This window comes from Streptomyces sp. MAR4 CNX-425 (assembly GCF_048656465.1).
Taxonomy (GTDB): Bacteria; Actinomycetota; Actinomycetes; order Streptomycetales; family Streptomycetaceae; genus Streptomyces.
This window is the reverse complement of the sequence record NZ_JBMDLF010000010.1, coordinates 187109-207419: the sequence shown is the minus strand read 5'-3', so window position 1 is coordinate 207419 and position 20311 is coordinate 187109. Positions and strand designations below refer to the sequence as shown.

At 73.9% G+C, this 20311-nt stretch carries 18 protein-coding genes; 6 read left to right on the top strand and 12 right to left on the bottom strand.

Annotated elements, in window-relative coordinates; genetic code table 11:
- Nucleotides 1-14: 14 nt before the first annotated feature.
- Nucleotides 15-854: an ABC transporter permease gene (locus tag ACHZ99_RS26045; RefSeq protein ID WP_420307179.1), complete on the bottom strand. Its 840-nt coding sequence runs from the start codon at nucleotides 852-854 to the stop codon at nucleotides 15-17.
- Nucleotides 851-1600: an ABC transporter ATP-binding protein gene (locus tag ACHZ99_RS26040; protein WP_420307178.1), complete on the bottom strand. Its 750-nt coding sequence runs from the start codon at nucleotides 1598-1600 to the stop codon at nucleotides 851-853. The genes ACHZ99_RS26045 and ACHZ99_RS26040 overlap by 4 nt, the downstream gene beginning before the upstream one ends.
- A gap of 414 nt (nucleotides 1601-2014) precedes the next feature.
- On the opposite strand from ACHZ99_RS26040, the gene ACHZ99_RS26035 reads away from it, so the two are divergent.
- Nucleotides 2015-2824: a phosphorylase gene (locus ACHZ99_RS26035; protein ID WP_420307177.1), complete on the top strand. Its 810-nt coding sequence runs from the start codon at nucleotides 2015-2017 to the stop codon at nucleotides 2822-2824.
- Nucleotides 2825-2966: 142 nt separating this feature from the next.
- Nucleotides 2967-3704 (top strand): IclR family transcriptional regulator, encoded by a 738-nt coding sequence (locus tag ACHZ99_RS26030; protein ID WP_420307176.1) that lies wholly within the window; start codon nucleotides 2967-2969, stop codon nucleotides 3702-3704.
- 215 nt (nucleotides 3705-3919) lie between these two features.
- Here the strand turns inward: ACHZ99_RS26030 and ACHZ99_RS26025 are convergent, their stop codons facing one another.
- Nucleotides 3920-4315 carry a VOC family protein gene (locus tag ACHZ99_RS26025; protein ID WP_420307175.1) on the bottom strand — a complete coding sequence of 132 codons (396 nt, stop codon included), beginning with the start codon at nucleotides 4313-4315 and terminating at the stop codon, nucleotides 3920-3922.
- A gap of 129 nt (nucleotides 4316-4444) precedes the next feature.
- Here ACHZ99_RS26025 and ACHZ99_RS26020 point away from each other — a divergent pair, with 129 nt between their 5' ends.
- A complete protein-coding gene (locus ACHZ99_RS26020) occupies nucleotides 4445-5419 on the top strand; it encodes a sigma-70 family RNA polymerase sigma factor (protein WP_420307174.1) in 975 nt (324 codons plus the stop codon).
- Between the two features lie 33 nt (nucleotides 5420-5452).
- Here ACHZ99_RS26020 and ACHZ99_RS26015 read toward each other — a convergent pair whose 3' ends face one another.
- The 4 genes from ACHZ99_RS26015 to ACHZ99_RS26000 form a co-directional block, all read right to left on the bottom strand.
- Nucleotides 5453-6220, bottom strand: a complete 768-nt coding sequence (locus tag ACHZ99_RS26015; protein WP_420307173.1) for an SDR family oxidoreductase — start codon at nucleotides 6218-6220, stop codon at nucleotides 5453-5455.
- 55 nt (nucleotides 6221-6275) lie between these two features.
- Complete coding sequence (locus ACHZ99_RS26010) at nucleotides 6276-8450, bottom strand: MMPL family transporter (RefSeq protein WP_420307172.1); 2175 nt, start codon at nucleotides 8448-8450, stop codon at nucleotides 6276-6278.
- Between the two features lie 208 nt (nucleotides 8451-8658).
- Nucleotides 8659-9027, bottom strand: a complete 369-nt coding sequence (locus tag ACHZ99_RS26005) for a VOC family protein (RefSeq protein ID WP_420307171.1) — start codon at nucleotides 9025-9027, stop codon at nucleotides 8659-8661.
- Between the two features lie 173 nt (nucleotides 9028-9200).
- A complete protein-coding gene (locus ACHZ99_RS26000; protein ID WP_420307170.1) occupies nucleotides 9201-9782 on the bottom strand; it encodes a TetR/AcrR family transcriptional regulator in 582 nt (193 codons plus the stop codon).
- Nucleotides 9783-10058: 276 nt separating this feature from the next.
- Between ACHZ99_RS26000 and ACHZ99_RS25995 the strand changes: the two genes are divergently transcribed.
- A complete protein-coding gene (locus ACHZ99_RS25995) occupies nucleotides 10059-11078 on the top strand; it encodes a helix-turn-helix domain-containing protein (RefSeq protein WP_420307169.1) in 1020 nt (339 codons plus the stop codon).
- A 29-nt stretch (nucleotides 11079-11107) separates the two neighbouring features.
- Complete coding sequence (locus ACHZ99_RS25990) at nucleotides 11108-12112, top strand: oxidoreductase (protein ID WP_420307168.1); 1005 nt, start codon at nucleotides 11108-11110, stop codon at nucleotides 12110-12112.
- 129 nt (nucleotides 12113-12241) lie between these two features.
- Here ACHZ99_RS25990 and ACHZ99_RS25985 read toward each other — a convergent pair whose 3' ends face one another.
- The 5 genes from ACHZ99_RS25985 to ACHZ99_RS25965 all read right to left on the bottom strand — a co-directional run bounded on the left by ACHZ99_RS25985 (nucleotide 12242) and on the right by ACHZ99_RS25965 (nucleotide 18443).
- Nucleotides 12242-12778, bottom strand: coding sequence for a hypothetical protein (locus ACHZ99_RS25985; RefSeq protein WP_420307167.1), 537 nt, complete (start codon nucleotides 12776-12778; stop codon nucleotides 12242-12244).
- A 345-nt stretch (nucleotides 12779-13123) separates the two neighbouring features.
- Nucleotides 13124-14182 (bottom strand): hypothetical protein, encoded by a 1059-nt coding sequence (locus tag ACHZ99_RS25980; protein ID WP_420307166.1) that lies wholly within the window; start codon nucleotides 14180-14182, stop codon nucleotides 13124-13126.
- On the bottom strand, nucleotides 14179-16221 hold the full coding sequence (locus ACHZ99_RS25975) for an ABC transporter substrate-binding protein (protein WP_420307165.1): 2043 nt from the start codon (nucleotides 16219-16221) through the stop codon (nucleotides 14179-14181). Before ACHZ99_RS25975 ends, ACHZ99_RS25980 begins: the two co-directional genes overlap by 4 nt.
- A complete protein-coding gene (locus ACHZ99_RS25970; protein ID WP_420307164.1) occupies nucleotides 16218-17006 on the bottom strand; it encodes a toll/interleukin-1 receptor domain-containing protein in 789 nt (262 codons plus the stop codon). The genes ACHZ99_RS25975 and ACHZ99_RS25970 overlap by 4 nt, the downstream gene beginning before the upstream one ends.
- A 51-nt stretch (nucleotides 17007-17057) precedes the next feature.
- The gene (locus tag ACHZ99_RS25965; RefSeq protein WP_420307163.1) at nucleotides 17058-18443 is read right to left on the bottom strand and encodes a helix-turn-helix domain-containing protein; all 1386 of its coding nucleotides are present in this window, start codon (nucleotides 18441-18443) and stop codon (nucleotides 17058-17060) included.
- A gap of 212 nt (nucleotides 18444-18655) precedes the next feature.
- On the opposite strand from ACHZ99_RS25965, the gene ACHZ99_RS25960 reads away from it, so the two are divergent.
- The gene (locus ACHZ99_RS25960) at nucleotides 18656-20206 is read left to right on the top strand and encodes an MFS transporter (protein ID WP_420307162.1); all 1551 of its coding nucleotides are present in this window, start codon (nucleotides 18656-18658) and stop codon (nucleotides 20204-20206) included.
- The last annotated feature ends 105 nt before the right edge of the window (nucleotides 20207-20311 follow it).

Below are 20311 nucleotides of genomic sequence, written 5' to 3'. Positions count from 1 at the left end.
AGTGGGAGTGAAACTCAGCGGCGTCCGCGCAGGAGCCTGCGTTCGGCCAGGGAGACGAGGCCGAAACCGAGGAGTCCGACCGCTACCGTGATGAGGACCGCGGCGATCAGCAGGGGGGTGTCACTGGACGTGTTGCCGAGCACCATGAGGTAGCCCAGGCCGCGTTCGGAGGCGAGGTACTCCGCCAGGAACGCGCCGGTCATCGCGTCGATGATGGCGATCTTGGCACCGGCCAGCAGTGCGGGCAGCGCCGCGGGGAGCTGGATCTTCCGCAGGTACTGCCACCGGGACAGGTGCAGCAGCCGGCCCAGCGAGCTGATGTCCGCGGGCACATCCTTCAGCCCGAGCATCGTGGCCATGGCCATCGGGAAGAAGACCAGCAGCAGGATGAGCCCGTACTGCGACGTCGCGCTGAGCCCGAACCACAGCACCAGCAGCGGTGCGACGGCGATCTTGGGAGCCGCCTGGAGCAGCACCATGTAGGGCGCGAGGATCTCCCGGACGGTGCGGGAGGCCCACAGGACCCAGCCCAGGGCGATCCCGATCAGTGACCCGCCGGCAAAGCCCAGCACGATGTTGCGCAGGGTGTACGTGAGGTTGGGCCACAGCGTGCCGTCCCGTACCAGGTTCAGCCCCCCGTCCAGCACCTCGCCGGGAGCGGGCAGCAGATAGGACGGTACGTCGGCCAGCGTGACATAGGCGCTCCAGGCGGCCAGCACGGCTGCCACGTAGGCGAGCGGCGTCAGGACGCGTACGACCCTGTGGAGGGCGGCGCTGTCACGGAGGCCGGACGCGGCGGGACGCTTCACCGCTCGCTCGGGGCGGTCCCTACGGGTGAGTGTGTCCTTGCTCACACCAGCTCCCGACGGAGCATGCCGGCGAACTGCGCGAATTCGGGTAGCTGCCTCGTCTCGGGGCTGCGCTCACGCCCCAGAGGCACGGTGTGCACGGCCTTGATACGCCCCGGCCGCGCCGACATCACGGCCACGCGGTCGGCGAGGTAGGTGGCCTCCTCGACACTGTGGGTGACCAGGACGATGGTCTTGTAGGTCGATTCCCAGATACGCAGCAGGTCGTCGTGGAGCCGGTCCCTGGTGATCGCGTCCAGCGCCCCGAAGGGTTCGTCCATGAGGAGGATCCGGGGGTTGTAGGCCAATGCCCGGGCGATGGCGGTGCGCTGGCGCATGCCGCCGGACAGTTCCTTGGGGAACGACTCGGCGAAGTCGGTGAGACCGACCAGGTCGAGCAGCTCCGACACCCGATCGCGCCCCTGCTGCGAGGTGTCGCGCTGTGCCTCCAGCCCCAGGGAGACGTTGCGCCTCACGGTGCGCCATGGGAGCAGCGCGGGCTCCTGGAAGACGAAGCCGATGTCCTTGCCCGGACGCGGCTGAACGCTCCAGGACAGGTCTCCTTCGAAGTCCGTGTCCAGGCCGGCCATCATCCTGAGCAGTGTCGACTTGCCGCACCCTGAGGGGCCGATGAGCGCGACGATCTCGCCCTCGCCCACCTCCAGGTCGACATCCTCCAGAGCCACCACCTTCGAGCGCTTGGCAGCGGCGTAGGCCTTGTGGACGCCTTGCACCGACAGCAGGGGGTTCATGCGGACCTCACTCCCGAAGTCGCGCGTCCCGGGCCCGGGGCGCGCGCGCCACGGTGACGCCCGTGATCGGCGTGTATGGAGCGGTGTGGCATGAAGATCTCCTCAATAGTCACGGCGGCTCGGTGTCCGTACGGAGCTCAGCGGGGTCGTTCCGGACCACCGGCACGGCATCGCGCCCCAACTTCCGTATCTGGAAAATATGCCTCCAAGAATGTTGTTCAGAGGTTGGACTCTTTCTCGGCCACAGTCAAGCCCTGGATCCGGTCGGCAATTCGGTGTATACCGTGACGTGGACTCGATCTCTCGCGGCACGGACGGCCGCGCGAGCCGCAACCCGGACGGCGAAAAGTTACGCACTCGCCACTCGCTGCTTCCATATATGGAAACTTAGGACTCATACGGAGGTTGTCGCCGATGGCGAGAAGCGCGCAGGATCCCTGGCACAGGGGGGCGCCGCCCCATCTCCCGGTCAGCGCCGCGGAAGCCCTCCCACCGGTCTGTCTGCTCCCGGGAGACCCCGCGCGCGTTGACCTGGCCGCCGAGGTGCTCGACGACTTCCACGTCCTCGGCCAGAACCGGGAGTTCAGGATCGGTACCGGCCGCGCACCCGGCGGCCGGCGCATCGCGGTCTGCTCGACCGGCATCGGAGGCCCTTCCACCGAGATCGCCGTCGTCGAACTCGCCCGGCTCGGCGTCAGGAGCGTGCTGCGCACCGGCGGCATGGGCGCCCTGACCAGCCGTATAGCCCCCGGCACCGTCTGCTCGGCCACCCGGGCGGTGCCGGGCAGCGGCGCCGCCTCGTACTATCCCGCCGACGCGGCCGGGCCGGCGGCCCATCCGGCCGTCCTGGCCGCCCTCCGGCGCGCGGCACGTGACCTGGACGAGCCGCTCACCGAGATCACCCTCGCCACGGTCGACTCGTACTACCTCGGGCAGGGACGGCCGCTTCCCGGACACGAAGAACGCGCGGCCGCGAGGATGGACGTCCTGCGCGGACTGGGCGTCGACGGACTGGAGATGGAGACCGAGACGGTGCTGGCTGTGGCCGGGGCACTCGGCGTACGAGCAGGCGCCGTTCTGGTCGCGCACGCCAACCGCGCCACCGACGGCTGGCTGGAGGACTACCGTCCCGCCCAACTCGCCATGCTGCGGGTGGGGGTGCGCGCCGCGGCGCTGCTCTCGGACGACGGCCCTCCCCAGGCGGGCACCGCGGTCACGACGTGAACAGGTGGGCAGTGCATCAGTACGATCCCACTGTTCCCGCCCGGCAGTCCTTTGGCCTCAACGAACGGACAGACCGCTGAGTACCGACAGTTACACCAGAGCGCTGCGCGTCCTGCGAGTCGTCGCGGCCCACGTGCGCGGTATGTCGTTGCAACAGCTGCACGAAGAGCTGGGCATCCCGATAGGGAGCCTGCACCGGGTGATGGCCGCGCTCGTCGAAGAACGCTACGTCACCCGCTCCCCCAGCAACCGCCGCTACTTCCTCGGACCGGCCTTCACCGAGCTGTCCACGATGGCCATCGCCTCCCAGGGCATGGCGGTCAGCCCGCCGCGCCCCATGCAAGACGCCGCCAGGGAATGCGGCGAGACCGTGTTCCTCACCGAACTGACCGGCACCCGCCTGCTCTGCGTGGCCCTGGTCGAGGGCGTGCACCCGCTCCGCCTGTTCGTCCGGGTGGGTCAGGTCATGCCACCGCACGCGGCAGCCTCGGCACGCAGCATCCTCGCGTACCAGACACCCGAGACCGTGGCCATGGTGCTGCGCGCACAGGAGCTGACGGCCTACACCGCAGACACCCCGCACACGGAGGAGCAGGTGACCGCCCATCTCGCCCAGGTTCGGCTGCAGGGTTTCGACGTGTGCGAGAACGAACTGGACGACGACGTCTGGGCGGTGTCCGCCCCCGTGTTCAGGTCCACCGGCCAGGCCACGTCCAGCATCACCCTCGCTGCCGCGGGCCAGCGGATGCGGGACCCACTGGCCCGCACCCGCGCCACCGAGACCGCCCTGCGGGCCGCCCGCGCACTCTCGATGGAACAGGGCTACGCCGGCGCTGCCCTTCCCGCCCGAAGGCGCTCCTCACCCGAACCCGCCGAATAACACCGGCAACCACCCTTCCCGGCGGGGGCGGACCGTCCCCGGCAACCAACGGCTGCGTCCCCCAGCGGTATGACCGTGCCCATCTGCGTCGTGCCCTGCCGGGGGCACCACGCGGGTGGGCGTGCGGTCTGGGGGGCGTAGCCACCTGGTGTGTGGCTCGGGGGGCTGGCGGTCGGTTGGCTCGGGCGGTTGTTCCCGTGAGCGGGGTCGGGTGGTCAGGTGGCGGTGGTGGCCTTCCAGAGGTGGCCGTCGGGGTCGCTGAAATAGCCGTAGTATCCGCCCCAATCGGTGACGGTCGCCTCCTTGACCACGGTGCCGCCGGCGGCTGCCGCGGCGCGCAGGGCCTCGTCCACCGCCTCTCTGGAGTCGGTGATGAAGTGGAACGAGGCGCCGCGGAAGCCGGATCCTTCCGGGGAGACGCCGGCGTCCTGTGCCGCCGCGTCCCATTCGTAGAGCGCCAGCGGCGAGGATCCCTCGCCCAGGCTGAACCTGACGAAGCCGCCGAAGTCCTGGTCGATCTCGCAGCCCAGGCCGTCCGCGTAGAACCTCTTGGCGCGCGCCATGTCCGCGACGCCCAGCATGATGGTGCTCACCTGCAGTTTTGTGTCCATGGTGGTCACACTAGGCACGGACGGCCCTCGGCGCTTCTCGGATCCTGACCGGTCCGGTGGCCGGCCGTCACAACGGCCGCCTCCCGTACGTCAGCGTGATGACGACGTGCGACGGAGAGAGGACGCCCGATGAACGAGCAGGAGTTCCTGGCCCGGCGGTTCGAGGAGCATCGCCGGCACCTGCGTGCGGTCGCGTTCCGGGTGCTCGGTTCGGCGAGCGAGGCGGAGGACGCCGTGCAGGAGGCGTGGCTCCGGGCGAGCCGTGCGGGGGCGGGCGGTGTGGAGAACGTCGCCGGGTGGCTGACGACGATCGTCGGGCGCGTCTCGCTGAACATGCTCCGTGCGCGGGCGACGCGGAGCGAGGAGCCGCTGGGGCCGGTGGCCTCGGGTGGTACGAAGCGCGGGGTGGGCGGGCCGGACGGTTCCGGGCCCGAGGAGGAGGCGCTTCTGCAGGACTCGGTGGGGCTCGCGCTGCTCGTGGTGCTGGACACGCTTGCGCCGGCCGAGCGGCTGGCGTTCGTGCTGCACGACATGTTCGACGTCCCGTTCCCCGAGATCGCGCCGATCGTGGAGCGGTCGCCGACCGCGACCCGGCAGCTCGCCAGCCGTGCCCGGCGGCGCGTGCGCGACGCCGCGGAGGCGGACGGGGCGGGTGGGGGTGCCTGGGCGGGCGCCGTGGCCGGTGTGCACTCCGACGCCACGGGCGCGGGGGCCGCGGCGGGGGCTTCCGCGGCCGCGGGTGACAGCGCGCGCAGGTGGGAGATCGTCGACGCGTTCCTCGCCGCCTCGCGCGACGGGGACTTCGAGGCGCTGCTCGCCCTGCTCGACCCCGACGTGGTGCTCCGGGCCGACGCCGCCGCGGTGGCGACGGGTGCGGCGGGCGAGGTGCGCGGCGCGGCGGGGGTCGCCGGGACCTTCGCCGGCCGCGCCCGGGCGGCGCGGCCGGCGCTCGTGGACGGGACGCCCGCGCTGGTGTGGATGCGGCACGGGCAGCCGAAGATCGTCATCGGCTTCACGATCACGGGCGGGGTCATCGTCGGCATCGACCTGATCGGCGAGCCGGAGCGGCTCGGCGAGGTGGAGCTGACGCCGATGGACGGCTGAGGCGCCGCGCCGGGAGGCCGGCGCGGCCGGCGTTCAGTGCAGCTTCTCGGTCAGGAACTCCTCCCAGGTCTTGCGGCCGGTGACGGGGCCGGCGGGCAGCAGGTGGCCGGCTCTGACCTTGGCGAGCCCCGGCAGCCGTACCGGCAGCACCGGCTTCCGGCGGCGGCCGGCCCGCAGGTAGGCGCGGACCATGTCGGCCCAGGTGGACTCCTGCGGACCGCCCAGGTCCGCGACTCGGCCGGCCGGGTCGCCGAGGGCCAGTTCGACGAGCCGGGCCGCGACCTCGTCGGGGTCGATCGGCTGCACCCGGAAGCCCGCCGGGACCGGAACCACCGGCATCTTCGCCATGGACCGGGCGCCGGAGAATATGTAGTCGTAGAACTGGGTGAAACGCGCGATCGTCCAGGGCAGCTCGGAGTCGGTTACGGCCTGCTCGGAGCGGAGTTTGGCGCGGAAGTAGCCGAGCGACAGGGCCTCGACGCCCACGACCGACGGGTACACCAGGTGCGGTCGCGCCGCCTGGCGTGCGGCCACCTCCACGAGGTTGCCGGTCGCCGCCTCGTCGCCCTTCTTGCCGCTCGCGCAGTGCAGGACGACCGACACGCCCTTGACCGCGGCGTTGATTCCCTCGCCGGTCAGCAGGTCGCCCCGGACGAACTCGACGTCCCGCCCGTGCTCCTTCCCGTGGTCGTGGCCGCTCCGGCTGAGTACGCGGACGTCGCGGCCGGCGTCCCGCAGGCGCGGGACGAGGAAGCGTCCCAGTGTTCCGGTGCCCCCCGTGACCAGAATCGGTGATGTCATCGTTCTCTCTTCTCGTACGTACGTGGATCGGCGGGACGGCGGCGTCGTGGAGCGCTCAGCTTCCGACGGCCGTGAGGTGTGCGGACTTCTCCTCCGCCGGGGCGGGGGTGGCCTCGGGTCGGCCGGGGCGCCAGATGCCCGGGCCGATCTCCAGGGACAGCGCGGGAATCAGCAGGGTGCGGACCAGGAAGGTGTCCAGGAGCACGCCGATCGCGACGAGCAGGCCCTGCTGGAGGGACTGGACGGTCGGGATCGCCGCGAGCACGCAGAAGGTGGCCGCGAGCACGAGACCCGCGGAGGTGATGACCCCGCCGGTGACCGTCAGCCCGGTGAGGGTGCCCCGGCGGTGGCCGTACCGCTGGACCTCCTCCCTGATGCGCGTCATCAGGAAGATCGTGTAGTCGACGCCGAGCGCGACCAGGAACAGGAAGCCGAACAGCAGCAGTCCGCGGTCGATGCGGGGGTGGTCGACCGCGTGGAAGAGCAGGGACGCGGCTCCGACGGCGGACGCGTAGGAGAGCACCACCGACGCCAGCAGGACGAGCGGGGCGACGCGCGCCCGCAGCAGCAGGATCAGCATGACCAGCACGACGCCGAGGATGAGCGGGATGAGGAGCTTCTCCTCCTCGCTCTGGGCGTCGGAGGTGTCGAGCGCGACGGCGCTCTGACCGCCGACGACCGCCGACGCGCTCTCCCCCGGGCCCGCTTCGAGGGCCGTCCGGATGTCCGCGACGGTCTCCCTGGCGGCCGCGGTGTCCGGTGCGTCGCTGAGGACCGCGGTCAGGTGCGTCCAGCCTTCCTCGGAGGCCGCGGTGGACGCCGACTGCACGCCGGGAACGTCCTCGACCGCGCGCAGCGCGTCGGCCGCGCCGCCGTCCGGGACGTAGATGTCGGCGGGCGCGGCGGAGCCGGCAGGGAAGTGCGTGGCGAGCAGCTCCTGGCCGGCGACGGAGTCGACCTCGTTGGTGAACTGCTCCGCCTGGGTCTGCCCGGTCTCCACGGTGGTGGCGCCGAAGGCGAGAGCCGCCAGCACGGCGGCGGTGCCGATCCAGACGGTACGGGGCTTGCCCGCCACGGCCGACGCGATGCGCACCCAGACGCCGTGCTCCTTCTCGGCGCCGGCCTCGTACCCGGGCGTGTGGCGGGGGATGAACGGCCAGAACGGCCACCGGCCGAGGACGACCAGCAGCGCGGGGAGCAGGGAGGTCATGGCCAGGTAGACGACGGCGACCCCGATGGCCACGACGGGGCCGAGGCCGCGGGTGGAGTTCATGCTGCCGAACACCAGGCACAGGGTGGCGATGCCCACGGTGGCGGCGGAGGCGGTGATCGCCGGCAGCGAGCGGCGTACGGCGACGGCCATCGCCTCGTGGCGGTCCTCGTGGCGGTGCAGCTCCTCGCGGTAGCGGGCGATCAGCAGCAGGGCGTAGTCGGTGCCGACGCCGATCGCCAGGACGGTCAGGATGAAGGCGCTCTGCCCGTTGACCACGAGGCCCGCGTGCTTGGCGAGCAGATACACCACCGCGCCGGCCACCTGGCCGGCCAGGAACACCGTCAGCAGCGGCACCAGCCACAGGACGGGGCTGCGGTAGGTGAGCAGCAGGAGCACGGCGACGACGCCGAGTGCGGCCCCGAGCAGCGCGGCGTCCAGGCCGGAGTAGACGTCGATGTAGTCGGCGATGTTGCCGGCCTCACCGGCGATCCTGACCTCCAGGCCCTCCGGCACGCCGTCCCCGGTGAGCTCGTCGACCCGGTCCACCCCGTCGCCGAGCACGCTGTTGTCGCTCGGCGACGTCCGCAGGGGGACGCTGACGAACGCGGCCTTCCCGTCCTCGGACACGGCGGCTTCCGGAACGTCGCCCACGGCCACGCCCGACGCCAGGGCGTCGCGGTCGCCGCCGACCTTGTCCAGGTCGGCGGCGGTGAGTCCGCTGCCGCGGGCGTAGACGACCACGGCCGTGCTGCTGTCCTTGTCCGCGAAGTGCTCCTCGGCCAGCTCGACCGCCTGCGTCGACTGCGCGCTCGCGGGCAGCCAGGTCTCCGGGTCGTTGTCCTGTACGGAGCCGAGCTTGGCGGCCAGCGAGCCGCCGACGGCGATGAGAAGGATCCAGATCGCGCACACGGCCCACTTCGAGCGCCGGCCGGAGACCAGCCGGCTGTAGCGGTCGGCGGCCCCGGCCGCGGGAGACGGCTGCGCGGTGTCCGTACCGGCTGCGGGTGCGGTCCTCATGAGTGCTCCCGCGCGATCCGGAGCCTGTCCTCGACCATCCGTGTGTGCATGACCGCCGTCCTCCCGGGGGTTCGGGCGCAGGCGTCGCGCATGGCCGGTCGGTGGTGCCATGGCGCTCCGCTTGCGCGAGTGCCCCCCTGACACGGCCCGGCGCGGGAGTGTGACCGGCGGCCGGGAGGGAGTTTCCGCGGCCGGCGCGGTCAGTGCGCTATTTCGTGAAGAACGCGAGCCTGTTGCCGTCCGGGTCGAGAAGGAGAAACTCCCGGCGGCCGGTGGGTCCCTTGCCCGGCTCGGTGGACGGGCTGAAGCCGTGGGCGAGCACGGCGCCGTAGAAGTCGTCGAGGTCGTCGACCTTGAGGTACAGCGTGGGCCCCGGCTCGGCCCCGGCGCCCCCGTCCCCGTTCCCGCCGTCCGCGCCGTCATCGGCAAGGAAGGTCACCCAGAACCAATTGACGTAGCACGTAGCCGTGCGCTCGTCCCTCTTGCCCATGCGGAAGCCCAGCGTCTCGTAGAACTCCGTGGTTCTGTCGAGGTCCCGCACCCGGTAGACAACTCCGGAAATACTGCTGATCTTCATGTCCGGCCCCATTCTCGGTTCGGCGTTCGCGTTCCTGCGCTGACCGGCCACCGGCGTCCGGCGACCCGCCCAGCTGACACGCCGGGCGGGTCACGTGTGACGCGGGGCCGGGTACGGGGCGAAATGCGCGCGCCGAAGCGCGCGGCGGTGCCGGGCCCGGGCGCCGGTTCCGGTCACGTACGCGCGGGGTCCGGGGGGAGGAGCACCGCCGCGGCCTCGCGCGCGTACCGCGCCGGGGCGGTGCTGCGGGAGATGGCGGCGGCGGTGAGGGAGCCGGCGTAGAGGACGAGGAAGCGGTTGGCGACGGCGTCCGGGTCGCCGGTGCCCGTGGCCGCGACCAGGCCGTGGAGGTACGCCCCGACGGCACGCTGGTGGTCGTGGACCGCGGCGGCGGCGCGGGCGCTCTCCGCGCCGATCTCGTTGAAGGCGTTCGTGAACGGGCAGCCGCGGAAGCCCGGCTCGCCGGACCACCAGTGCAGCCAGTCGAAGACCGCCAGCGCGCGCTCCCGCGGGTCGCCGGTGGCCTCCTTCTCGACGAAGTCCGCCAGCGCCGCGCGCAGGCGGCGGTCGCGGTGGCGCAGGTAGGTCTCGACCAGCTCGTCCTTGGAGGCGTAGCAGCGGTAGAGGCGTTTGAGGGAGACGCCGGAGGCGTCGCGGATGCGGTCCATGCCGACGGCGCGGATGCCGTGGGCGTAGAAGAGCCGGTCGGCCGCTTCCAGCACGCGCTGCCCGGCGGCCTCGTTGTCCGCGTCCATGTCCTGCGCTCCCGTCGTCGCCCGCCGCTCACAACGTACCGGCGCTGTCCCGATCGGGTCCCGGCGGTGTCCGGCCGCTTGAGAACGGTCGTTCTCCACACTACTCTCCGTTGAGAACGGTCGTTCCCGGGCCGTTCCGCACCGCCGGCACCGGCGGGTCCGGCACGGGGGTCCGGGCCCGTCGGCGCCGGCGGCGAGGCCCCGGGACCGCGGAGCCGCGGGACCCGGGGACCGGGGGTCGTGCCCGGCGGACGGGGCACGGAACGGGGAGGGCTTGTGCTGCGCGTACATTTCACCGCGGCCGACCTGGCGCGTACGCGGGTCGCCGACGGACCGGATCCGCTCTGGGAGACCGTGCTCAGCGTCCACCAGCTCAGCGAGCAGGGCGGCGGCCCCGACCCCGCGCTGCGCGCCTGGCGTACGCGGGACTGCGCGGCCGGCCGCTCCGCGCTGCGGCTACTGCGCCCGGTGATGCCGCCGCGGGGCTACTTCCCCGACTTCCTCACCCCCGCCGCCTCCGCGGGCGGCGCCCTGGAGTCCGGCATCGACGCCGTACGGTCCACGCCCCGGCCGCGGCTCCGCGCCGAACTGGCCCGGCTCGCGGCCCGCCCCGCGCCGCCCGCGTGGCTGCGGCCGCTGGCGGACGGCGAGCCGGAGAGCCTGCGGCGCCTGGGGCGGGCGCTGCGCGCGTACCACGGGTCGGTGCTGCGGCCGGCGTGGCCGTGGATCAGCGCGCGTACGGAGCAGGACCGGCTGTGGCGGGCGCAGACGCAGACGGTCGCGGGTACGGACGCGATGCTGCGCACCTTCGGCCCGGCGCTGCGGTGGCTGCCGCCGGTGCTCACCGTCGACTACCCGGCCGACCGCGACCTCCACCTCGGCGGGCGCGGGCTGCTGCTCGTCCCGTCGTACTTCTGCCGGCGGCTGCCGGTCGCGCTGGCGGACTCCTCGCTGCCGCCGGTCCTCGTCTACCCGGCGCAGGCGCCCGCCGGGGCGGACACGGCCGGCGGTGCCGGGGATACGGGCCGTACCCCCGGGTCCCAGAGCCTCGCGCACCTCCTCGGGCACACCCGCGCCGCCGTCCTGCAGAGCCTCGGCGGCCCCTGCACCACCTCCGAACTCGCCCGCCGGGCCGGGGTGTCCGCCTCCTCCGCCAGCGAGCACGCCGCGGTGCTCCGCCGCGCCGGGCTGATCACCAGCACCCGCCTCCGCAACCGCGTCCACCACTCCCTCACCCCCCTCGGCACCGCCCTCCTCACCGGCGGCGCGACGGCCGCCGCGCCGGGTTTGCGCTAGAGAGTCCTCCAAGTCGTAGCGTCCGGGACATGACGCACACGACCACACCGCAGCAGCCCACCGGCTCCGGCTTCCACGCCCGGAGCACCACCGCCGACGTCCTGCGCGGCGTCGACCTCGGCGGCCGGCTCGCCGTCGTCACCGGCGGCTACGTCGGCCTCGGGCTGGAGACGACCCGCGCGTTCGTACGGGCCGGGGCCCGCGTCGTCGTACCGGCGCGGCGGCGCGACGTCGCCGAGAAGGCGCTGGCCGGGCTCGGCGGCGAGGGCGACGAGGGCGGCGGCGTCGAGGTCGAGGAGCTGGACCTCGCCGACCTCGGCAGCGTCCGCCGCTTCGCCGACCGCCTCCTCGGCTCGGACCGCTCCGTCGACCTCCTCGTCGCCAACGCCGGCGTCATGGCCAGCCCCGAGACCCGCGTCGGACCCGGCGGCTGGGAGGGGCAGTTCGCCGTCAACCACCTCGGCCACTACGCCCTCGCGGCCCACCTCCGGCCCGCGCTCGTACGGGACGGCGGCGCCCGCGTCGTCGCCCTGTCGTCCCGCGGCCACCACCTCTCCCCTATCCGCTGGGACGACCCGCACTTCCGCGCCGAGCCGTACGACAAGTGGGCGGCGTACGGCCAGTCGAAGACCGCGAACGCGCTCTTCGCCCGCCACCTCGACGCCCTCGGCCGGGACTCCGGCGTACGGGCCTTCAGCGTCCACCCCGGGATGATCCTCACCGACCTCGCGCGGCACGTACCGCACGAGGAGCAGGTGGCGCAGGGCTGGTTCGACGCGGACGGCAACCTCGTCGACGGCTTCAAGACCCCCGAGCAGGGCGCGGCCACCCAGGTGTGGGCGGCGACCGCGCCGCGGCTGACCGGCCTGGGCGGGGTGTACTGCGAGGACTGCGAGGTCGCCGAGCCCGCCGACGCGGGCGGCGGGCGGGAGATGCGGCCGGGCGTCGCGGCCCACGCCACCGACCCGGACGAGGCCGCGCGGCTGTGGGCGCTGTCGGCGGAGCTGACCGGCGTCGACGCCTTCGCCGCCTGAACGGCGCGCCTGCGCGGTGCCTGCGCGTGCTTCACCGGCACGTCGGCAGCGACCGCGCAGGGGGCGGCCGGTCCCGCCGGCGGGCCCGCGGCGCGGACGCGGACCCGCCTGCGTACGGGAGGAGCGCCGTCAGCAGCGCTTCTCGGACGCCGCCTGGGCCGGCAGCGGCACGCCCTCGGGGCGCAGCGTCCCGACGGCGGCCGTGCACTCGGCCGCCGTGTCGGTGCCCGTCGTCCAGAGCTCCTGGAGCTTGGTGTCGGAGATGGTGATCTCACCGAGCACCATGTCCCGGTCGTAGCTGAACACGCCGAGGTTCAGGTCGTACGGCTCCGCGCCGTTGCGGAAGCTGTCCCACACCCACAGGTAGCCGTAGTTCTCGTTGCACTCCTTCGAATAGAACTGCTTGACGGAGGCGATGGTCGCGCCGCCGCGCTTGATGTAGCCGGTGGCGCCGATCTGGTACGCGTCGTCGCAGACCCCGGCGGCGCGGGCGCGCTTGCTCTCGGGGTTGCCCTGGGCGGTCGGCGCGGTGGTCGCGGCCCGGTCGCTCTTGCCGGCGGGCTCGGGCGCCGGGCCGCTGCCCGCGTAGGCGGCTCCGGCGGGGGTGAGGACGAGCACGGTGGCGGCGGCGGCGAGGGCGAACTTCCTGAGTCGGGTGGAACGCATAGCTGTACTCCCTTTTCTGGACACAGAGGGATTTCAGAAGCATACGGTTCATGCCCCGGATACCCGGTAAGACCCGTGACGCGCCACGGGGGTTGTAGGAGCCTCCGGCGTGAATTCGGATGCGTTCGGGGACGGGGCGCGCGCCACCCGCGGACGCGCGCCGGTGCCGCGCGCCGTGTCACGCCGGCGCCGGATCCGCCGCGCCCCGGCGTCGGTTGACGAAGTCCGTGGGGACGAAGAAGTCGCCGCGGCCCTGGTTCCGGAGCCGCGGCGTGCCGAGTGCGCGGATGCCGGCGGGGATGCGCCCGTTGGCCGCCGGTGTCCCCCGGGCGGACGAGTTCCTTCTCAGCTCGCGGGCACGTGCGGGCCGTCCTCGCCGGGCGGAGGTCCGGGGTCGGCGAAGAGGCGGAGGAACTTGTCGGCTTCGTCCTTCCTGCCCGCGATCCGCACGCCCTCGGCCAGGCGCGCGGCGAGGAGGACCATCTCGGGGTCGTCGTTGAACCCGAGCCAGCGCATCATTTGTTCGGCCACCCACTCTTCGGGGGCCACGGCCGGGCCTTCGGACGCGTACTCCGGCCCGTACGCGGCCTCCGGCTCCGGGGGCGCGTCCGGCTCCGGCTCGTACACCAGGTCGCGGAACGGCGGCGCGACCTCGCTGTTGTTCGCCGCGGCCGACAGCCGCGCCAGCAGCCCGATGCGCTCGACCGCCTCTTCCACGTGCTCGTCGTTGCGCGCGAGCCACCAGACGACCGCGCTGCCGGGGTCCTTGAGCACGTCGTCGGAGAGGTACATGCGCTTGTTCCGCTCGTAGTTGCGCTCGTGCTCCCAGACGTCCTCGCCCTTGCGTACGTTCGACAGTGTGCTCAGCCGCTCCCGGTCGGAGTCGGAGAGGGTGAGGACGACGTCCTTCGCCATGGCGAGGACGCGGCCGGAGGAGTCCGGCTCCATGACGCTCAGGACGCCGTTCAGCTGGTGCTGGGCCATGGCGGGCGAGCGCGGCGACTGCCGGGCGGCGAACTCGCGGGCGCGCAGCAGGACGGCGTGCACGGCGAGGCCGCAGGGGTCGAAGTGCGGGCTCTCGCACTCCTGTGGGATCCAGCGGACGGTGGCGGAGAAGAGGAAGTCGTAGTCGGGCACGGCGCTGGGGAGCGCGATCCTCGTGACCCGGTGCTCCTGGCGCGGCGGGGGCGGGATGGGGAGGTCGGGCTCCAGGGTGTGTTCCACCGGGATCTGGGCGCCGCGCCGCCCGCCGGCCCGGAGGGCGGCGACGGCGCCGGCCAGCGCCACGGCGCCGAAGGCGGGCCAGAGGTGGCGGGGCCAGCCGGTGGCAAGGGCGGCGATCGTCAGGACGAGGAGGCAGATGACGGTGAGGAACACCGTGAGGGTGCGGTGGCCGGAACTCATCGGGGGGCCTCCGGTGGGTTGGGGGGCGGGGTGCCGGGGTGTGGGCCGTCCGGGGGCGGGGTCGGGGGCGGGCCGGGCTGGGCGCCGATGCCCTGGGCGGCGTCGAGTTCGCGGCGGTAGCGGTCCGCCGTCTCGCGGCGCCGCGCGCGGTCGTCGCCGGGCGCCCCTGCCCACGCCTGCGCGGCCATGAACGTCCGGCCGGCGGCCGCGGGGTACGGGGCCGCGGCGGCGGCCAGCGTCTTCAGCAGCACGTCGCGGTGGCCGCGGACGCCGTCCGCCCCGGCGGCGTCCAGCCAGGTGCGGACGTACGGCGTCCATTCCTCGTACGAGCCGTGCGCGAACACGGCGGCCCAGCAGTCGGCCAGCCGACCGCGGGCGGCGTGGCGGGTGCACAGGTCCGGCCGCCGGGCGACGGCGTCGGCGAGGGCGAGGAAGACGCGGGCCTCGGCCGGGCGGAAGCCGGTGGGGCCGATGCCGTGGGAGGTGAGGCGGGAGAGCAGCAGGGCGCAGAGGCGGGGTTCGCTCACGGCGAGGTCGAGGAGGGCGGCGAGCGCGGGGCGGCGTTCGCGGTCGTCTTCGAGGCGGGCGAGGTGGTGCAGGCGGACGAGGGCCTGGTCCGGGTGGCCGACGGCCATCACCCGGGAGCAGACCACCGTCAGCGCCAGCCGGTACACCCGCGGCAGGCCGCCTTTCTCCGCACGCAGTTCGGTGAGGATCTGCTGCCGTACGGTGCGGCCGTGCACGTCGTGGCGCAGCCCGGCCGCCAACGCCTGGGCGGCCTCCGGCACGAGCCCCTGCCTCCCGGCGACCGTCCAGTCGCGGGCGAGCTGCAGAAGCTCCTCGGGGTGGCCGGTGCGTAACGCCTGCTCTGCGAAGCGCTCGATGAGCCGGTCCCTCTCGGCGCGGTCCAGCCGCAGGTCCCGTACGCAGTACGCCGCCCACGTGCGGAACGACTTCCGCAGATCGGGGAAGTAGGACCAGAAGTGCGCGAGCACGGTCCGTTCCCGGCGAGCCTCCGTGAAGCGCACGTGGCCGCCCGGGCCCGGCGCGCACCCGAGGGTGCTCAGCTCGGTGTTGAGGTCGGCCCGGTCCAGCCGGGGACGTTCGTCCTCGGGGTGCTTCAGCTCCGCCAGCAGGGCCGTCACGGCGTGGTAGAGGGTGTCCGGCGTGGCGCCGTGGAGCATCGCGACGGTCAGGGCCAGGGCCCGTTGCCGGCCGTCGGTCATCGTGCTGACGAACGTGACTCCCTCCGGGTCGTCCTCCCTGAGCTGTGCCAGCTCCTCCGGCCACCAGTCGTCGAACGACCCGGTGGGCGCGGCGTCCCGGGCGCGGCGGATGCCGTCGGCGAGGCGGGCGACGTCGCGCATGGGGGCGTCGGCGAGGAAACCGGCCAGGGCGGGGGCCGCGAGCGCGGCCGGGGGCGGGGTGATCTGCGCGCGGCGCAGGTAGCGCATCAGGACGTCGTTCGCGCGCGGGCGCTCCAGGTGCACGGTCAGCCGGTGCAGCTCCGGGGTCAGGTAGGCGTCGAGGTGCGGCGACAGCACGAGAACCAGCCGGGCTCCGCGCTCCTCGACCACCGACCGGAAGGCGGACAGCTCCCCCTGGAGCCCGGACAGGCGGGTCGCCTCCCGGTCGGACAGGTCGAGCAGCAGGCTGTCGCCTTCGGCGACGGCCCGCCGGTCCAGCGTCACGCCTCCGTCCTCGCCGATCTCCGGGTCCACCTCATGAATGCCGGTGGCGGCGGTCGGTTCGTACAGAAGCATCTGCGCGGCGGTGTGCCGGCCGGAGCCGGGACTGCCGGAGATGACGGCGGTGCGGTGCTCGCTCAGCAGGCGGCGGGCCTCGCCGAGGCGGCGGGGCGGGACGAAGCGCTGGTACACGAAGGTGAGTTGCTCCTGGGCGAGGGTACGGGGGTCCTTGCCCCGGTTGCCGAGGCGCTGCGACGCCTCGGTCATCGCCGCGATGTAGATGTGCTGGTCGCCCGGGCCGGTGTGGACCGGCCCGTGGGCCCGGGAGACGAAGGTGCCGAGATCCGTCACCGGTCGTCCTCCCGGCGGCGGCGGCGCGCGGGGCCGAAGTTCTGGTTGATGCCGCCGTGGCCGCTGCCGCCGACGACGTTGCCGTCGCCGTTGACCTGGGTGCCGTCGATGTGGTCCCCGGAGCCGGTGTGGAACGGGGCGTTCGCCTCGCCGACGACGGTGCCGATGCGGCCGCTGATGTTCCCGATGCCGCCGTGCTGGCCGCTGCTGTGCATGCCGGGGCCGGGGTCGCGGGGCGTGCCGTCGTCGGGTGCCGGCCCGGCGGGCGGGTCGTCCGGGGCGGCGGGCTGGGAGCCGCGGTCGGCGGCGGCGAGTCCGGGGACCTGCTTGGCGAGCTGGTCACCGATGAGCGCGAGGTCGTGGCGCGCGGTTCGTAACGTGAAGCGCATGTACTGGCAGTCGGCCAGCCGGGCGATGCTGTCGGGGAGCCGGCGGGGGTCGAGCTGCTCGGTGTTGCGGCCGATGAGGACGGGGACCACCGCAACGCCGTGGGCGAACGCCTCCTCGATCTCGCGGCGCACCCAGTCGTCCTCGTGGTCGAGCGCCCGGATGCCCGGGCGCTCGGGGTGGACGGCGTCGGCCCAGCGGTGGCCGATCAGCGCCAGCAGCACGCTGCTGCGGCGTACCCCCTTGGTCAGGGCGTTGCTGTAGTCCTCGCCGGCGGGGATGGACTGGGCGGCGAGGAAGACCATGTGGTCGCCGAAGCGGCGGGTCAGCTCGTGATGGAGCGCGTAGGCGGCGTCCTTGCCGTCGCTCGTGCGGTAGTTGATGAAGATTTCGGGCATGGCGGGATGTCCTCTCGTGCGGTTACGGGTGGTCGGCCGGTTGCCGTGCGGTCAGTGGGCGCCGCGTGGAGCGGCGGTGGTCAGGGCGGCGGTGAGGTCGGGGCTCAGCTCCCGTACGGCGGCGTTGCGCGGGTGGCGGCCCAGGATGCGGGCCGTACGGGCGAGGTCGGCGCGGATGGTGGCGGAACGGACCAGGTCCACCTGGCCGAGGAGGGGGCGGAGGAGGTCGCAGGCGTGCTCCAGCTGGCCGGACGCGGCGTGCGCGAGAGCGAGCCGGACGCCGGCGCGGGTACGGGTGCGGAAGGCGTGGGGCGGTATCCGGGCGGTCTCCCGGGCGAGGTGGTCGGCGGCGCGCTGGGGGCGGCCGAGGTGGTGGAGGCACCAGCCGGTGTAGAGCGACACCACGTCCGGGACGTGGGAGGCGCCGATGACCGGCTCGGCGGGGTCCGGCCGGTCGAGGGCGAGGAGTTCGCGGGCCCGGTCGAGGCTGTGCATGCACGCGCTGTAGTTGCCGTCGAGCGCGTGGCCCTGGGCCTCGTGCTGTGCGGCCAGGCCGCGGATACGGGGTGGCGCGTCGCCGTCGCGGGCGTGCTCGGCGAGGTCGACGGCGCGCGCGACGTCGCCGCTGAGCAGGCTGACCAGGGCGCGCCGGACGAGGCCGTACGTCGCCAGGTGCCGGTCGCCGCCGGCCGCCGCCAGCTCCACGGCCCGGTCGGTCCACCACAGGGCGGCCTCGTCGTTGCCGGCTTCCTGGGCCATCCAGCCGGTGTACTCGGCGAACCGGGCCGCCAGCAGCAGCAGTTCGCGCCGCGTGCGGGGGCCGGAACGCAGCGCCAGCTGCTCCGTGGTGTGCGTCTGGGCGATCAGCGAGGGCAGGAGGAGTCCGGGGCCGGCGGTCTGGCCGAGCCGCCGGAACTGGGCGAACACGGCCCGGGACGCCTCCACGAGTGTCGTTCCGCCGGCGTCGGCGGCCGAGCGCAGGCCACCGGAGTCGAGCGCGAGGACGGCCCCGGTATCGGCCGCGGCGCGGGCGGCGGAGTCGGCGGCGGGGCCGGGGTGTGCGGCCGTCGCCTCGAACCGGCTCGATCCGTCCTTGTGCATGCGCAACGACCACACCTCACCGTCATGGCTCGCCGGAGAGCGCCGGGCGGACACGGCGCGCTCCGGCACGAGGGCGGCGAGCGCGCCGCCCGCGCCGAGCGCGGTGTCGCACCACCGGGCCAGCTCCGGCGTGGGGCTCTTCTGCCCGGTCTCGACCTTGCTCAGGTGGCTCTTGCTGTAGTGGACCAGCGCGGCGAGGTTGTCGAGCGTGAGCCCGGCTGCCAGCCGCCGCCTGCGGAGTTCGGGCCCGAAGGGCCCTCGGTCACCGTCTCCAGCCAGCGTGCGGTACCGGGCCGGGGCGGAACAAGGCGAAGGTGGTTGTTTCCCGTTTCCCATACGCAGAGTGAACGAACCGGTCGCCGGGGGTGTCGAGGGCGCCCCTGCGCCAATCGGCAGGGGGCGCGGTGATCACCGTCGACGGCCTCCCCGCCGGGGCCGTCCGCCCCGCCTGACCCCACCCTCTCCGTTCTCCCTCCGCAACAATTTGAACTAACCAACAATTAGAACTATCGTTCAAGAAAGGTCGCCGAACGCCGAGGGAGCCCCGCATGACCACGTCCGTCGCCCGCCGCGCCGGCCCCCGCGAGTGGGCGGGGCTCGCCGTCCTCGCCGTCCCCACCGCGCTGCTCGGCCTCGACGTCACCGTCCTCTACCTCGCGCTCCCCGCGCTCGCCGCCGAACTGCGCCCCAGCGGCACCCAATCCCTGTGGATCATGGACGCGTACGGCTTCCTCATCGCCGGCTTCCTCGTCACCATGGGCACCCTCGGCGACCGCCTCGGCCGCCGCCGGCTCCTGCTCGCCGGCGCCGCCGCCTTCGGCGTCGCCTCCGTGGCCGCCGCGTACGCGCCGAGCGCCGAGGCGCTGATCGCCGCGCGGGCCGCGCTCGGCGTCGCCGGGGCGACCCTCATGCCGTCGACGCTGGCGCTGATCAGCAACATGTTCGCCGACGCCCGGCAGCGGGCGCTCGCCATCGGCGTGTGGGCGACCATGTTCGCGCTGGGCATGGCCGCCGGGCCGCTCGTCGGCGGGGCGCTGCTGGAGCGCTTCTGGTGGGGCTCGGCGTTCCTCGTCGCGGTGCCGATGGTCGCGGTGGTGCTGGTCGCGGGGCCGCTGCTGCTGCCCGAGTACCGGGCGCGCCCGGACGGGCCGTTCGACCTCGCGAGCGTCGCGCTGTCCCTCGGCGCGATCCTGCCGGTGGTCTACGCGGTCAAGCACGTCGCCGCGGAGGGCGCCGGGGGCCTGGGCGGTGCCACGGCGGGGGCGCTGGCGGCGGGCGCGGCCTGCGGTGTGTGGTTCGTACGACGGCAGCGCACGCTCGCCGCGCCGCTCGTGGACCTGCGGCTGTTCGCCGAGCGGACGTTCGCGGTGGCGCTGGGGCTGCTGCTGGTCGGGCTGGTGGGCGTCGGCGGCGTGATGTATCTGGTCACGCAGCACCTCCAGCTGGTGACGGGCCTGTCGCCGGCGGCCGCGGGGGCGTGGATGGGGCCGCCGGCGCTGCTGATGTTCGTCGCGGCCATCGGCGCGCCGCTGCTGGCGCGCAGGTTCCGGCCGGGGTACGTCGTCGGGGCGACGCTCGGCGTGTCCACCCTCGGGTACGGGCTCCTCGCCACCGTCGACCGCACCGACGGCCCCGGCCCGGTCGTCACCGGCTTCGCGCTCGTCTACCTCGGGCTCGGCGCCCTCGCCGCGCTGGGCACGGACCTCGTCGTCGGGTCGGCGCCCCCGGCGCGGGCGGGGTCGGCGTCGGCGCTGTCGGAGACGGTGCAGGAGCTGGGCCTCGCGGTGGGGGTCGCGGTGCTGGGGAGCGTGGCGACGGTGGTGTACCGGGCGCGGATGGAGGGGTGGATTCCGGCCGGGCTGCCGGACGGGGCGCGGGCGGCGGCCGAAGACGGGCTCCCGGCCGCGGCGGGTGCGGCGGGGGAGTTGCCGGCGGGGGTGCTGCGGCGGTCGGAGGAGGCGTTCGTCGCGGGGCTGAACGTGGCCACGGGGGTCGCGGGGGCGGCGGTGGCGGTGCTCGCGGTGGTGGCGGCGGTCGCGCTGCGCGGGATCGGGCCGACGGCGGCGGAGGCAGCGAAGCCGGAGACGGCGGAGACGTAGACGGCGGGGGCCCGCCCCGCGCCGTCCCGGCGCCGGGCCGCGGGCCCCGCCCCGTACGGCCCCCTGGCTACTCTGGTCCCCACCGACCACCCCACCGGAGGCCGC

Coding starts and splice junctions, on each gene's coding strand:
- ACHZ99_RS26040 (WP_420307178.1), bottom strand. CDS start 1,600: ATGAACCCCCTGCTGTCGGTGCAAGGCGTCCACAAGGCCTACGCCGCT.
- ACHZ99_RS26035 (WP_420307177.1), top strand. CDS start 2,015: ATGGCGAGAAGCGCGCAGGATCCCTGGCACAGGGGGGCGCCGCCCCAT.
- ACHZ99_RS26030 (WP_420307176.1), top strand. CDS start 2,967: ATGTCGTTGCAACAGCTGCACGAAGAGCTGGGCATCCCGATAGGGAGC.
- ACHZ99_RS26025 (WP_420307175.1), bottom strand. CDS start 4,315: ATGGACACAAAACTGCAGGTGAGCACCATCATGCTGGGCGTCGCGGAC.
- ACHZ99_RS26020 (WP_420307174.1), top strand. CDS start 4,445: ATGAACGAGCAGGAGTTCCTGGCCCGGCGGTTCGAGGAGCATCGCCGG.
- ACHZ99_RS26015 (WP_420307173.1), bottom strand. CDS start 6,220: ATGACATCACCGATTCTGGTCACGGGGGGCACCGGAACACTGGGACGC.
- ACHZ99_RS26010 (WP_420307172.1), bottom strand. CDS start 8,450: ATGAGGACCGCACCCGCAGCCGGTACGGACACCGCGCAGCCGTCTCCC.
- ACHZ99_RS26005 (WP_420307171.1), bottom strand. CDS start 9,027: ATGAAGATCAGCAGTATTTCCGGAGTTGTCTACCGGGTGCGGGACCTC.
- ACHZ99_RS26000 (WP_420307170.1), bottom strand. CDS start 9,782: ATGGACGCGGACAACGAGGCCGCCGGGCAGCGCGTGCTGGAAGCGGCC.
- ACHZ99_RS25990 (WP_420307168.1), top strand. CDS start 11,108: ATGACGCACACGACCACACCGCAGCAGCCCACCGGCTCCGGCTTCCAC.
- ACHZ99_RS25985 (WP_420307167.1), bottom strand. CDS start 12,778: ATGCGTTCCACCCGACTCAGGAAGTTCGCCCTCGCCGCCGCCGCCACC.
- ACHZ99_RS25980 (WP_420307166.1), bottom strand. CDS start 14,182: ATGAGTTCCGGCCACCGCACCCTCACGGTGTTCCTCACCGTCATCTGC.
- ACHZ99_RS25970 (WP_420307164.1), bottom strand. CDS start 17,006: ATGCCCGAAATCTTCATCAACTACCGCACGAGCGACGGCAAGGACGCC.
- ACHZ99_RS25965 (WP_420307163.1), bottom strand. CDS start 18,443: ATGGGAAACGGGAAACAACCACCTTCGCCTTGTTCCGCCCCGGCCCGG.
- ACHZ99_RS25960 (WP_420307162.1), top strand. CDS start 18,656: ATGACCACGTCCGTCGCCCGCCGCGCCGGCCCCCGCGAGTGGGCGGGG.